The sequence below is a fragment of the Ruegeria sp. YTSC003 genome (genome assembly GCF_059609785.1).
This window is the reverse complement of sequence record NZ_JBXWMK010000006.1, coordinates 187,441-200,299: the sequence shown is the minus strand read 5'-3', so window position 1 is coordinate 200,299 and position 12,859 is coordinate 187,441. Positions and strand designations below refer to the sequence as shown.

The following is a 12,859-nucleotide window of genomic DNA, read 5'->3' as shown; positions in this document are numbered from 1 at the left end:
ACGCAGGCCCATGGCAGATCCCTATTTCTTTGGCTACGGCAGCCTTGTGAATCTGTCGACCCATGACTTTCCCGATCCGCATCCTGCCCGTCTCAAAGGCTGGCGGCGCGCTTGGCGGCATACTGACCTGCGGCCAGTCGCCTTTCTGACTGCGATACCAGACCCCGCGTCCGAAATCGAAGGTATGATCGCCCATGTCCCGAAAAATGATTGGATCGCCCTAGACGAACGGGAGTGGGCCTATAGCCGAATTCCCGCTACACAATCCGTCACGCACCCTATAAAGCACGAGGTCGAGATTGCCGTCTACGCTGTGTCTCCTGACCGGCACAGCGCTCCAAGCAATCACCACCCATTGCTACTGAGTTACATTGATGTGGTCGTGCAGGGATACCTGCGCGCATTTGGTGAAGAGGGCGCAGATCGTTTCTTTTGCACCACAGATGGATGGGATGCACCAATCCTGAACGACCGGACCGAGCCCCGATACCCGCGCCATCAACAATTGAAACCAGCCGAGGCTGAATTCGTGGATGATCGTCTCAGCCGTCTCTCAACCCGGATTGTGCAGAACGCATAGAAAAAAGCGGGATCGAACGACCCCGCTTTTCCTCATTCTCTCCAATACGCTCAAGCTTTTGCGCGGATTACCTGCAGCAGGGGCAGCAACGTGGCCATCTCAGGCCCGCGTTCCATGCCGGTCAGCGCCTTGCGCAACGGCATAAACAGGCCCTTGCCCTTGCGGCCGGTCGCTTCTTTGACCGTGCTGGTCCATTTGCCCCAGGTTTCGCCATCGAACGAACCTTCAGGCAGCAGCGCCATAGCCTCGGCGATAAACTCACGATCCTCATCCGCGATCAGCGGCTCAGCCCCATCGCGGCACAGCTCCCACCAGCCCTTGAGATCAGCCAAAGTGGTGATGTTCTCGCGCGCCATCGCCCAGAAGGGTTCGGCCAGATCGGCAGGAACACCAGCATCAGCCACAGCCTCGGCCACGTCGGCCAAAGGCAGGGACTGCAGATGCTTTGCCGTCAGCGGGAACAGGTCCTGCACATCGAACTTGGTCGGCGCAGCCCCAAAACGGTTCACATCGAAACCTTCAATCAGTTCCGCCATTTCCGAGCGCAGCTCAACCGGGTCGGAGGAGCCTAGACGCGCCATCAGGCTCAGCAACGCCATCGGCTGCACGCCCTGTTCACGCAGATCACGCAGAGCAAGCGTGCCAAGTCGCTTCGACAGGGCCTCTCCTTGCGGACCGGTCAACAGCGAATGGTGCGCAAAACGCGGGCAGGTGCCGCCCAGCGCCTCGATGATCTGAATCTGGGTCGCGGTGTTGGTCACATGGTCCGAGCCACGCACCACATCGGTGACGCCCATTTCGGTGTCATCCACCACCGACGCAATCGTGTAGAGAACCTGACCGTCGCCACGGATCAGAACCGGATCGGACACGGATGCCGCATCGATCGAGATGTCGCCCAGAATGCCGTCATTCCACTCGATCCGCTCGTGATCCAGCTTGAAGCGCCAGACGCCGCTGCCACGCTCGGCCCGCAGCGCTTCTTTCTCGGCATCACTGAGGTTCAGCGCCGCGCGGTCATAGACCGGCGGCTTGCCCATGTTCAGTTGCTTCTTACGCTTGAGGTCCAGCTCGGTGGGCGTCTCGAATGCCTCATAGAACCGGCCCATCTCGCGCAACTTGTCTGCGGCTTCGGCATAACGGTCCAGACGATCCGACTGACGCTCAACCCGGTCCCAGTGCAGGCCCAGCCACTCCATATCCTGCTTGATCGCATCGACATATTCTTCCTTCGACCGCTCAGGATCGGTGTCATCGATGCGCAGGATGAACGTACCGCCGGCCTTGCGTGCGATCAGATAGTTCATCAGGGCGGTGCGCAGGTTGCCCACGTGGATGTAACCGGTGGGCGACGGGGCAAAACGGGTGGTTGTCATAGGTGTCTCCTGTTGGCGCGGCTCATGTCACAGGATTGGTCGATTGTCCAGCTAAGGCGTTCAGGTCGGCTGGACCGGCCAGTGCTGATTCAAGTCCTTTAGCCCGGCGCAGATCAGTTCAGACAGAACATTCGTGTTAATATCCGCCAGCTTGTTCACATAGAGACAGGACTTGCCCAGCTTGTGTTTACCCAGTCTGGATAGAATATCCCCGAAATCCGCGTAGCCGGGCATGATGTAGATCGACAGAGCCGTTTTGCGCGGGGAAAACCCGGTTGCCAGAAACTCTCCTTCGCGCCCGGACTTGTAGCGATAATGGTAACGACCATAGCCCACAATCGACGCCCCCCACATAACGGGTTCAAACCCGGTCGCGTGCCGAAAGAGGGCATCCAACGCCCGGGCATCATCTGCCTTCTTCGCCGGTTGAACAGCCGCCAAAAAGCCCTCGACGCTTTGCCCTGTGGGGGCAGTTTTATTCCCAGATCGCGCCATAAACAAAAAATAACACGTAATGTTCATCCACGCAGCCCATTTGAAAAGGGTATACACTGGCAAGAGACTCGCGCCGATCTAATTCACCTATTGGTGTTCTGACAGGGAGAACCAACATGACCATCAAATTGACACGCCGCGCAGCACTGGGATCAGCGGCAGCTTTACCTTTTGCCGCAGCCGCCGCACCGGTTCTGGCAGCCGGAGCCGAGACCAAGGCAAATTCTACCATCGCCAAATCGTTCACTTTGGGCGATTTCACCGTCACGACGTTGCTGGACGGCAGCCTGCCCCGTGACGGAGCGCAAGAGATATTTGGCGGCGGGGCATCTGATGAAGACTTTGCAAAGGTCTCAGCAGACAATTTCATCTCACCAGATGTCGCGCAATTCTTCTTTACCCCGACTTTGGTCAATACCGGGTCGGAGTTGGTCTTGTTCGACACAGGGCTGGGCCAAGATGGTATTCAAGCGGCACTGGCTGATGCGGGTGTTACCCCGGATCAAATCAATGTCGTCGTCATCACCCATATGCATCCCGACCATATCGGCGGCATGACAATAAATGACGCGCCGACATTCCCGAACGCGCGCTATGTTACCTCCTCTCCGGAATATGACTTCTGGGCGGCGCAGGACGCAGGCAATCGTGTCGGGGATCTGGTCGATGCCAAGGTCACGCCATTGGCCGAGAAGATGACCTTTGTTGAAAATGGCGGTGAAGTCTCGTCGGGCATCACTGCTGTTGCAGCTTATGGCCATACGCCTGGTCATACGGTCTATCATCTGGAAAGCAATGGGCAGCGTCTGGTTCTGACGGCCGATCTGGCCAACCACTACGTCTGGTCCTTTGCCCACCCCGAGTGGGAGGTTCGCTTTGACATGGACAAAGCAGCCGCCACGGCATCGCGCCGCGACGTGCTGGGCATGCTGGCCGCCGACAAGGTTCCGATGATCGGCTATCACATGCCATTCCCGGCAGCTGGCTTCGTTGAACCCCGTGGCGACGGGTTCCGCTTTGTGCCGGTCAGCTACCAGATGATGGGATAGTACCCTAGTATCCCGGGTCCGGCCGCACCTTTGAACCATCCGTAAATCGGGACAGGCGAAAGGCGGCCGGATCAACGCATGGCGTGGTTTCACAAACCAGATCGGCCATTAAACGCCCCGCTCCGGGGCCGATTCCAAATCCATGACCTGAAAACCCCGTGGCGATGAACATCCCTGACATGGTATCGACTGAAGATATTACCGGAATGGCGTCCGGGGTGACGTCGATCAAACCTGCCCAGCTTTGAACGATCTCTGCCTGCTCCAGCACCGGGAACCCTTTGCGCGCGCGTGTCCATGACTGCCTCAAGACCTTGGCCGAGGGCTCAGGATCCAGCACACGGCAATGTTCGAATGGCGTGACGTCGGTGTGCAACCATGATCGGTCTTCGCTCGCCTCTGCCGCCCAGCGCTTGGAAAGCCTGAACCGCAGGGACCGCCACTCCTGCCGGAACGCTGGTAAAAACTGTATCGCAAGCCGAAAACTGTCCGGGACAATATCAACCGTATTCTCGTGCCCGGATGCAATTGTATAACCGCCATCGGCCCTTTTTCGCATCGCGAAGTCATCTGACCATATTGCTGTTTCCGGCCCATTCACCGGTGAAGTGCGTAAGACCGTGTTGAGAACCTTAAGCTGTGGCAGGTCAATCCCCGCATTTCCCGCAAAAAGCCGCGACCACGCGCCTCCGGCAAGAACCACCCGTGCACAAGCCACCCGGCCACGTTCGGTAAACACACCTGAGACATAACCGTTCTCGACATCAACGCTGCGTACTGCGCAGTTGGTCATCAGGCACGCCCCTTTGTCACGTGCGGCTTCAGCGATCGCAGGGGCGGCCCATTGCGGCTCGGCTCGTCCATCCCTTGGCATGTGCAGGGCAACTTTCAACCCCGATTGATCGTCGGGTAGCAAGCCATCCAGTTCAGCACCCGAAACCATCTGAGCGCCAGTGTGGAGGCCTTCAACATGGCGCATCCAGCGTTCAAGATTTGCATGATCCCGTTTCCCCGATGCACCAAAAAGGATGCCGGAACGCGTAAAACCGGTTTGGCGTCCGGTGCGTTGATCCAGGCCCTGCCAGATCTGCTGCGCCTCTAACATGAGCGGGATTTCCCGAGGGTCTCGCAGCCCCAATCGCACCCATCCCCAGTTTCGCGAACTTTGTTCGCCCGCGATATGGCCTTTTTCGCACAGCAAAACCGACGCGCCCCGCTCTGATAGCTCTAAAGCCGTTGATGCGCCGATGATTCCGCCGCCTATGACCACAACGTCAACAGACTTGGGCAGATGCAGATCGGGTTCTACAGGAGTTGGTTTTGGACCGGGCATCCGCCGCTCTTACTTCATTGCTCGGACCGCAATGAATGCGCGGTATCAGACAATAGGCAACATGTCGCCTGACGCGCCGATCACAATTTTCAGAAGCTGTGGTTATAGTGCCAGAATGATCTCTGGCACTGTTCAGTTCAGCGGGCTCGGGCCGTCAAGCAGCGCCGCAGAGTTCCGCCCATTTCTGACGCAATGTGGCTGTAAGCCCAGCATCGTTGTCGGCAGAGCCTTCGGCCATGCTTTCTTGTGAAAGCAGTTCAGGCAGAATCGAAAAAGCCACTGATTGCCCTGGTACCGTTTTTTGCTCTGGCGGCATCTCAGCCCCCAAGAGGTCGGCAATGGCAGAATCGACCTGATCTTCGTCTAATTCATGACCCTCAGATTCCATCGAACGCCACGGAAGCGGCGAGTGGAGTGGTCTATCGTATTGCTCACGCATTTTCACACCAAATCGTTAACACAGACACGCAATTCACGATGCGTAACAAACAAAACTCGATCATAAACATCGAGCCACTTAAGAATGCGCCGCATCTGCCCCACATGAGGCGGCAATTAAGCTAAAATGTGTCAGAAAAATGTCCTGATTTCAAGCGTGTTAAACGGCCTAAGCCGAATCTAGATATGCACTGTCCCCGCCACAGGGACAATGAATAAAAGCGCGCCCTCAAGCACCCTTTTTGGAAACGATCGGAGACTTATAAAAATACGCGTGGTTTCAGCTCAAGACCGATCTCGCCAACGATTCACAATCGGGTATCTGCGGTCCAGCCAGAAGGCTCGCTTGGTCAAGCGCGTACCTGGTGCGGACTGAAACCGCTTATATTCGCTGATATAGATCAGATGCTCTACGCGACGGGCGACATCTGCTTCGAATCCTGCTGCTTCGCAATCAGCGATCGAGCCATCGCGGTCGACCAGGATTTCCAGGATCGCGTCCAGTTCCGGGTAGTCCGGCAGGCTGTCACTGTCTTTCTGGTCTTCGCGCAGCTCAGCACTGGGGGGTTTATCAATGACCGACGGTCGGATCACCTCGCCTACGGGGCCCATCATCCAGTCACGGTGATTGGCATTGCGCCAGCGGCATGTTTCGAACACGCGCGTTTTATACAGATCCTTGATCGGGTTATAGCCGCCATTCATGTCGCCATAGATGGTCGCGTAACCCACAGCCACCTCGGACTTGTTGCCCGTGGTCAGCAGCATTTCGCCAAACTTGTTCGAGATCGCCATCAGCAGCAAACCGCGCAGGCGGGATTGGACGTTTTCCTCGGTCAAATCCGCCTCGCGGCCCGCAAACAACGGGGCCAAAGTGTCTGTCACCGCCGCCCGACTGTCCGAGATCGGAACATAGTCGTAATGCACGCCCAGCGCCTTGGCGACGGCTTCAGCGTCATCCAGCGAGGCCTGGCTGGTGTATTCCGATGGCAGCATCACGCAACGGACGTTTTCCGCACCGATTGCGTCAACGGCAATTGCCGCGACCAACGCCGAGTCCACTCCACCCGACAGCCCCAACAACGCCTTTTTGAACCCGGTCTTGCCCATGTAATCGCGCAGGGATTGGACCATGGCACGATAGTCCTGCTCCCATTCGTCCGGCTGCGGCACAACTTCAGCAGGCACAATACGCCAGCCCTCATCACCGTGTTCCAGATCGACATGTGTTACGGCCTCATCAAAGACCGGCATTCGAAAGGCCAGTTCTCCGCCCGGGTTAAGGCCGAAAGTCGCGCCATCAAAAACCTGATCGTCCTGACCGCCCACCATGTTCAGGTAGATCAGCGGCAAGCCGGTCTCGACCACACGGGCGACCATGTGATTGAGGCGCACATCATATTTGTTGCGGAAGTAAGGTGAGCCATTGGGGATCAGCAGAAACTCGGCCCCGGTCTCTTCCAGTGTTTCCGAGACATCCGGGTGCCAACTGTCTTCGCAGATCGGGCTACCGATCCGCGAGTTACCAACCGAGTACGGCCCCCCCAACGGGCCCGCGTCGTAAAGGCGAACTTCGTCGAACACGGTTTCATTCGGCAGGTGATGTTTCAGCACCTTGCTGCCGATGCGACCGCCCTTGAGGATCAGGTAGGCATTAAAAAGCTTGCCGTCTTCCGTCCACGGACCACCAATTGCAATGGCAGGGCCATCGGCACATTGTGCAGCCAGCGACTGAACCGCCGCCATGGCCGCTTGATGGAACACCGGCTTCATCACCAAATCCTGCGTGTTGTAACCGGTAATGAACATTTCGGGGAAAGCCACAAGGTCGGCACCAGCTTCGCGCCCCTGCTCCCACGCCGCAAGCGCTTTGTCCAAATTGCCTTGGATGTCCCCAACAACGGGATTGAGTTGTGCCAGAGTAATGCGGAAACGGTTGGCCATGCTGCCCTCTTGCCCTCGTCAGTCCTAATGCCATTTAGCAGATCGCACCGCGAGTGAAAGTCAAATGAGGCAAAACACGTTGCTCTGTCCGCACGGGTATCTTAGTTTTGCTTTAAAACGTGACAACCGGGCAAGGCAGGAAAAACCATGAACGCTATCCGCATTTCTTTGGCCGCCACGGCGATGGCTTTGCTGGCCGCATCCGCCTTTGCGCAGGACGGGCAGGTCATCGTTGCGGATGATGATGTTGGCGGCGTGTACGAGGGCACATTCCTGAACGGCCTGCGCCACGGCGAAGGCACTTACCGCCTGCCAAACGGGTTCGAATATGTCGGCGAATGGGTCGAAGGCGAAATTCAGGGCAAAGGCATAGCGCGCTATGTCAACGGCTCGGTCTACGAGGGGATGTTCGCGAAGGGGCAACCCGAGGGGCAGGGCAAGATCATATACCCCGACGGAGGCAGCTATGAGGGGGAATGGGCCGAAGGGTCCATCAACGGGACCGGAGTTGCAATATACACCAACGGCGTCCGATACGAGGGCAGCTTCAGCGACGCGCGCTATCACGGCAAAGGCGTTCTGACCGACCCCAGCGGTTACGTCTACGATGGCGACTGGAAGGATGGCGTCAAGCACGGCGAGGGCAAGATCACCTCGACGCAAGGCAGCGTCTATGAAGGGCAAATCAACAACGGATTGCGCGATGGCCAGGGTACTCTGACCGTTCCGGATGGCATGACATATACCGGTGATTGGTCTCAGGACCGCATGACCGGCAAGGGCCGCTTGTTGCAGGCCAATGGCGACCTTTACGAGGGCGATCTGGTTGATGGCCGCCGTCAGGGCAATGGCAAGGCCACCTATGCCAACGGTGCGACTTATGAGGGCGAATATGCCGATGACCGCCGCCACGGAAAAGGACGCTTTCTTGGGACCGACGGGTTTGATTACACCGGCGAATGGGTGGACGGCCAGATCGAAGGACTGGGTGAGGTCACCTATCCTGATGGCGCGACCTATACTGGTGATTTCAGCGCAGATCTGCCGCATGGCAAAGGCGTTCAGACTTATCCGGATGGCACCGTCTATGACGGCGAATGGACGGCTGGCATCTTTGAGGGCAACGGCAAGGCCACGTATCCCAACGGTGTTGTTTACCAGGGACAGTTCAAGAATGGCCTGAGCCATGGCACGGGCGTTCTGACATTCGCAAACGGGTATCGCTACGAAGGCGACTGGGTAGATGGCGCGCGTCAGGGCAAAGGCAAGGCGACATTTCCGGACGGAACGTCCTATGAAGGCGATTTCCAAGACGGTCAGCGTCACGGCGAGGGAACTATAAAAACCCCACGCGGATTCAGCTATACCGGCGGCTGGGCCGAAGGCAAAATCAGTGGTCAGGGTGTGGCAACCTATGCCACCGGCGACGTGTACGAAGGCACCTTTCTGGATAACAAACGCCACGGCAATGGCACGATGCGTTATGCCAATGGCCTGGAAGAAACCGGCGTTTGGGAAAACGGCGTCCTACCCAGTGAGAACGTAAGCGCGCCCGACGCGACGGATACCGAAACCGAGCCTGATACATCCGCCTCTGACGGGTAATCAATCTACCAGGGCACTGGCTTTCCCGCCCAGTCAAAAAAACCACCCGTATCAGCCGCATTTAACGCGGCTGATACGGATAGCAGGTTCCGGGCGGCCTCATCAGGCGTAACCGCAGGGTGCCGCCCAACATATTTCCGGGTGAATGCTGTCGTGACCGTACCGGGGTGCAAGGCGACACAGATCGCCTGTTTATGGCTCCGGGCAAGCTCGATCGCGGATGTGCGGACAATCTGGTTCAGCGCCGCCTTGGACGTCCGATAACTGATCCATCCACCAAGCCGGTTGTCACCAATCGACCCCACTCGCGCAGACAACACGGCGAAGACGGCGCGCCGGTCGCGCGGCAGCAAGCGCGCGGCATGCGCAAGAACTAACGCAGGTCCGACCGCATTCAGCGCGAACTGATCCATCATCGCCGGAGCGGATAGCAGTCTGATGGTTTTCTCGGGGGTGGCACCATTAACCTCAAGAGCGCCAGCCGCGACCAGGATCAGGTCGAACGGACCGGAAACGCCCGCCAGCGTCCGATCTACGATCTCGGGGTCGGTCAAATCAAATCCGTCCTGTGACCGGGACAATGTGGTGACGTCGACCGACTGTTGCCGAAGCCGGTTGGCAATTGCACCTCCGATCCCACCCGAGGCGCCGATGATAAGTGCTGTTTCCATGCGGGTTGAACTAGCCGTCGGCAATGCGTGATCAACACATGTGGGAAAAAAGAAATCTCTTCATATGCCGGAGGAAAATTCGTTCTTTTCATTCCCGCCGCGCGATGTATAACCTCAACCCCATGATCAACCGCGCAGATATCCTGATTGCCGACACCGCCCTTCGCGGTGCGTCTCTGCGTGGCCTACTGATCCTAATCCGCCTCTGAGCGTGCCATCCGGCGCGCCCGCTCAGAGGAGGACGCCCGCGCGCCATAGGCTTTAGGACAGAAGAAGAAAGAGAATCCCATGACCAACGTGACCGACCAAGACCGCGTCTTGATCTTTGACACAACCCTGCGCGACGGAGAGCAAAGCCCCGGCGCAACTATGACCCATTCGGAAAAGCTGGAGATTGCCGAGCTGTTGGACGACATGGGCGTCGATATCATCGAGGCCGGGTTCCCCATCGCCTCCGAAGGTGATTTCAAGGCCGTGTCCGAAATTGCCGAACGGTCAAAGAACAGCCGTATCTGCGGTCTGGCCCGCGCCAATTTCGCCGATATCGACCGGTGTTGGGAAGCTGTGAAACATGCAGGTAAAAGCCGCATCCACACCTTCATCGGCACCTCGCCGCTGCACCGTGCCATCCCGAACCTGACACAGGACGAGATGGCCGACAAAATCCACGAAACCGTGAGCCATGCGCGCAATCTGTGCGAAAACGTGCAGTGGTCACCGATGGATGCGACGCGGACCGAGTGGGATTATCTGTGCCGCGTGATCGAGATTGCGATCAAGGCTGGCGCAACGACGATCAACATCCCTGATACAGTCGGCTATACGGCACCGATGGAATCCGCCGATCTGATCAAACGTCTGATCGAAACAGTTCCGGGCGCGGATGAGGTGGTCTTTGCCACCCACTGCCACAACGATCTTGGCCTGGCGACCGCTAACTCGCTGGCTGCAGTTGCGGGTGGTGCACGGCAGATTGAATGTACCATTAACGGCCTTGGCGAACGTGCCGGTAATACCGCGCTGGAAGAGGTGGTGATGGCCCTGCGCACCCGCAATGACATCATGCCTTGGAGTACGGGCGTCGACACGACCAAGATCATGCATATCTCGCGCCGGGTCGCGACGGTGTCGGGCTTCAACGTGCAGTTCAACAAGGCCATCGTCGGAAAGAACGCCTTCGCGCATGAAAGCGGTATCCATCAGGACGGCATGCTGAAGAACCGCGAAAACTTTGAGATCATGCGCCCTGAAGACATCGGTCTGTCCGGCACGTCTTTGCCGCTGGGCAAGCACTCGGGCCGTGCGGCGCTGCGTGATAAGCTGAACACGCTGGGTTATGAGGTTGGTGACAACCAGCTCAAGGACATTTTCGTTCGGTTCAAGGAACTGGCCGACCGTAAGAAAGAAGTGTTCGACGACGATCTGATCGCGTTGATGACGCTGGATGATGACGGCGGCAACGATCACCTGCAACTGGTTTCAATGAAGGTTACCTGCGGAACCGTCGGCAAAGCCGAAGCCACTATCGAAATGGAAGTGGGCGGCAAGGAAATCATCGCCACTGAACAAGGCGACGGCCCGGTCGACGCAGCATTCCGCGCCATTCGCGTTGTGCATCCGAATACGGCGCACCTGCAGCTTTATCAGGTGCACGCCGTGACCGAAGGCACAGACGCGCAAGCCACGGTATCGGTGCGTCTGGAAGAGGACGGCATGATCGCAACCGGCCAATCCGCCAACACCGATACTGTCGTGGCCTCGGCCAAGGCGTATATCCACGCGCTGAACCGCCTGATCGTGCGCCGTCAAAAGGCGGGTCCGGGCGCAGATACCCGAGAAATCAGCTACAAAGATCTTACTTGAACAAAAAAGGGGCGGTCGATTGTCGACCGCCCCTTCTCAAATATCTCCAGCCGCTTTACGGCCAATAGAACAAGGTCAGATCTGCTGGCTTCTCTGTCCCGATCAACGAGTAGTCATACACCGGCGTGTCGTTGAGATCGTTCAGCCCCGATACTGCATACCCTTCGGTTGGTATGTAGTTCGCGTCATAGTTCAGATCGTAATCCCCGTTTTCATCGTGAAACGCGATAACAGCGAAATACACATTGTCGAGGTCGGGAAAGTCGAAACGGAGCGGGTCCCCGGACGCTGGTGCCTCAAGATAACCGGCGGCTTTGGTGTAATCCATGTTGTCGAACGCCGTCGCCTGGTCAAAAGCCATGACAATCACGTTGCCCTTGGTGCTGCGCGCACCGTGCAGATTGACGGTCAGACCCTTGTCTTGCGAGGTCCCTGTGGTGGAAGCCGCTGCTTGGTCAATATCTGTGGTGAAACCAGAGGCGACCCAGGCGCCTCCGACGAACAGACCTGCCGTTACGATGGCCGCCACGATGCGTTGTGTGTTGCTTGGCATCTTTTGCGCTCCTACGCCTTACTTAGCGGGTTTACTCTGTTTACGACCGTTCTTTGGCTGCCAGCCCGGAGGTCCGAAGAAAACACCCAGCTTATTGCCGAACCCCGGCATGTTCCGGACATCCTTGAACAGGCGGGCAAAGCCGTGAAAGAAGGCGACGAAGGGATTGATCGAGTCGATCGGTTTGACGAGGCCGTAGACCACCTCTTCCTTTTCGTCCTCGAACGTTCCGAACATACGGTCCCAGATGATCAGAATCCCGGCATAGTTCTTGTCCAGGTATTTCGGGTTTGATCCATGGTGAACGCGGTGATGCGACGGCGTGTTGAAGATGTATTCAATCGGGCGCCACAGCTTTTTGATAACTTCGGTATGCAGGGCCGTCTGATACAGTTGCACCAACAGTTCCGCGACCAGCACCATGAATGGGTTGAACCCCAACAGCACAAGCGGCAAGTGGAAAAACAACGGCCAAAAGCCATCCAACGGACCATGGCGATAAGCCACTGATATATTGAAGAAGGGAGAGCTATGGTGAACCGAATGCGTTGCCCAGAGGAAGTTGATCCGGTGCAGAATCCGATGCTCCCAGTAATAGGCCAGGTCTGCAAGGATCAGCACGATGATGAACGAAGCCCATGTTGTCGGAATATTGAACACCGCAAATTGCGAAGCCCAGACATAGGCACCGATATAGAAACCAGCCAACAGAACAAAGCTGATACCGATGAAGAAAACGAGCGTGATGAAATTGGTGACGGTGTCACCCATCATCTGCCAGTTCAGTTTTTTGACGACTGCGTATCGGATCAATTCGAAGGCCAGAAAGGCCATGGCGAAGACGAAGAACCAATCGTCAATCAAGGTTTCCCAGTAATTCAGATGAAAGTCACTGATATGGCGGCTTAGGAAGTCCATCGAAGCAAACCGATTCCCATTTGTTGTCACATGT

The 12,859-nt window shown here is 57.2% G+C and carries 12 protein-coding genes; 4 read left to right on the top strand and 8 right to left on the bottom strand.

Annotated features, from left to right (window positions below; all coding sequences use genetic code 11):
- The first annotated feature begins 10 nt into the window (after positions 1 to 10).
- The gene (locus tag AC2FFH_RS13375; protein WP_496844575.1) at positions 11 to 580 is read left to right on the top strand and encodes a gamma-glutamylcyclotransferase family protein; all 570 of its coding nucleotides are present in this window, start codon (positions 11 to 13) and stop codon (positions 578 to 580) included.
- A gap of 50 nt (positions 581 to 630) precedes the next feature.
- Here AC2FFH_RS13375 and gltX read toward each other — a convergent pair whose 3' ends face one another.
- The gene (gene gltX, locus AC2FFH_RS13370; RefSeq protein WP_496767420.1) at positions 631 to 1,956 is read right to left on the bottom strand and encodes a glutamate--tRNA ligase; all 1,326 of its coding nucleotides are present in this window, start codon (positions 1,954 to 1,956) and stop codon (positions 631 to 633) included.
- Positions 1,957 to 2,016: 60 nt separating this feature from the next.
- On the bottom strand, positions 2,017 to 2,478 hold the full coding sequence (locus AC2FFH_RS13365; protein WP_496844573.1) for a DUF1801 domain-containing protein: 462 nt from the start codon (positions 2,476 to 2,478) through the stop codon (positions 2,017 to 2,019).
- Between the two features lie 89 nt (positions 2,479 to 2,567).
- On the opposite strand from AC2FFH_RS13365, the gene AC2FFH_RS13360 reads away from it, so the two are divergent.
- A complete protein-coding gene (locus AC2FFH_RS13360) occupies positions 2,568 to 3,500 on the top strand; it encodes an MBL fold metallo-hydrolase (protein ID WP_496844571.1) in 933 nt (310 codons plus the stop codon).
- A 4-nt stretch (positions 3,501 to 3,504) separates the two neighbouring features.
- Here AC2FFH_RS13360 and AC2FFH_RS13355 read toward each other — a convergent pair whose 3' ends face one another.
- The 3 genes from AC2FFH_RS13355 to AC2FFH_RS13345 form a co-directional block, all read right to left on the bottom strand.
- Positions 3,505 to 4,833, bottom strand: a complete 1,329-nt coding sequence (locus AC2FFH_RS13355; protein WP_496844570.1) for an NAD(P)/FAD-dependent oxidoreductase — start codon at positions 4,831 to 4,833, stop codon at positions 3,505 to 3,507.
- 154 nt (positions 4,834 to 4,987) lie between these two features.
- Positions 4,988 to 5,272, bottom strand: a complete 285-nt coding sequence (locus AC2FFH_RS13350; protein WP_496844569.1) for a hypothetical protein — start codon at positions 5,270 to 5,272, stop codon at positions 4,988 to 4,990.
- A gap of 284 nt (positions 5,273 to 5,556) precedes the next feature.
- Positions 5,557 to 7,215, bottom strand: a complete 1,659-nt coding sequence (locus AC2FFH_RS13345) for an NAD+ synthase (RefSeq protein WP_496767428.1) — start codon at positions 7,213 to 7,215, stop codon at positions 5,557 to 5,559.
- A gap of 147 nt (positions 7,216 to 7,362) precedes the next feature.
- Here AC2FFH_RS13345 and AC2FFH_RS13340 point away from each other — a divergent pair, with 147 nt between their 5' ends.
- Positions 7,363 to 8,820, top strand: coding sequence for a 2-isopropylmalate synthase (locus tag AC2FFH_RS13340; protein WP_496778880.1), 1,458 nt, complete (start codon positions 7,363 to 7,365; stop codon positions 8,818 to 8,820).
- A gap of 5 nt (positions 8,821 to 8,825) precedes the next feature.
- On the opposite strand, the gene AC2FFH_RS13335 is transcribed toward AC2FFH_RS13340, so the two are convergent.
- A complete protein-coding gene (locus AC2FFH_RS13335; RefSeq protein WP_496725879.1) occupies positions 8,826 to 9,491 on the bottom strand; it encodes an SDR family NAD(P)-dependent oxidoreductase in 666 nt (221 codons plus the stop codon).
- Between the two features lie 288 nt (positions 9,492 to 9,779).
- Here AC2FFH_RS13335 and AC2FFH_RS13330 point away from each other — a divergent pair, with 288 nt between their 5' ends.
- Positions 9,780 to 11,354, top strand: a complete 1,575-nt coding sequence (locus AC2FFH_RS13330) for a 2-isopropylmalate synthase (protein WP_496778882.1) — start codon at positions 9,780 to 9,782, stop codon at positions 11,352 to 11,354.
- 55 nt (positions 11,355 to 11,409) lie between these two features.
- Here AC2FFH_RS13330 and AC2FFH_RS13325 read toward each other — a convergent pair whose 3' ends face one another.
- A complete protein-coding gene (locus AC2FFH_RS13325) occupies positions 11,410 to 11,907 on the bottom strand; it encodes a DUF2141 domain-containing protein (RefSeq protein WP_496767436.1) in 498 nt (165 codons plus the stop codon).
- A gap of 18 nt (positions 11,908 to 11,925) precedes the next feature.
- Complete coding sequence (locus tag AC2FFH_RS13320; protein ID WP_496767438.1) at positions 11,926 to 12,825, bottom strand: sterol desaturase family protein; 900 nt, start codon at positions 12,823 to 12,825, stop codon at positions 11,926 to 11,928.
- Between the last annotated feature and the right edge of the window lie 34 nt (positions 12,826 to 12,859).

Bases quoted from the DNA above. Each gene is read 5' to 3' on its own strand.
- AC2FFH_RS13375 (WP_496844575.1), top strand. From the start codon at position 11: ATGGCAGATCCCTATTTCTTTGGCTACGGCAGCCTTGTGAATCTGTCG.
- gltX (WP_496767420.1), bottom strand. From the start codon at position 1,956: ATGACAACCACCCGTTTTGCCCCGTCGCCCACCGGTTACATCCACGTG.
- AC2FFH_RS13365 (WP_496844573.1), bottom strand. From the start codon at position 2,478: ATGAACATTACGTGTTATTTTTTGTTTATGGCGCGATCTGGGAATAAA.
- AC2FFH_RS13360 (WP_496844571.1), top strand. From the start codon at position 2,568: ATGACCATCAAATTGACACGCCGCGCAGCACTGGGATCAGCGGCAGCT.
- AC2FFH_RS13355 (WP_496844570.1), bottom strand. From the start codon at position 4,833: ATGCCCGGTCCAAAACCAACTCCTGTAGAACCCGATCTGCATCTGCCC.
- AC2FFH_RS13350 (WP_496844569.1), bottom strand. From the start codon at position 5,272: ATGCGTGAGCAATACGATAGACCACTCCACTCGCCGCTTCCGTGGCGT.
- AC2FFH_RS13345 (WP_496767428.1), bottom strand. From the start codon at position 7,215: ATGGCCAACCGTTTCCGCATTACTCTGGCACAACTCAATCCCGTTGTT.
- AC2FFH_RS13340 (WP_496778880.1), top strand. From the start codon at position 7,363: ATGAACGCTATCCGCATTTCTTTGGCCGCCACGGCGATGGCTTTGCTG.
- AC2FFH_RS13335 (WP_496725879.1), bottom strand. From the start codon at position 9,491: ATGGAAACAGCACTTATCATCGGCGCCTCGGGTGGGATCGGAGGTGCA.
- AC2FFH_RS13330 (WP_496778882.1), top strand. From the start codon at position 9,780: ATGACCAACGTGACCGACCAAGACCGCGTCTTGATCTTTGACACAACC.
- AC2FFH_RS13325 (WP_496767436.1), bottom strand. From the start codon at position 11,907: ATGCCAAGCAACACACAACGCATCGTGGCGGCCATCGTAACGGCAGGT.
- AC2FFH_RS13320 (WP_496767438.1), bottom strand. From the start codon at position 12,825: ATGGACTTCCTAAGCCGCCATATCAGTGACTTTCATCTGAATTACTGG.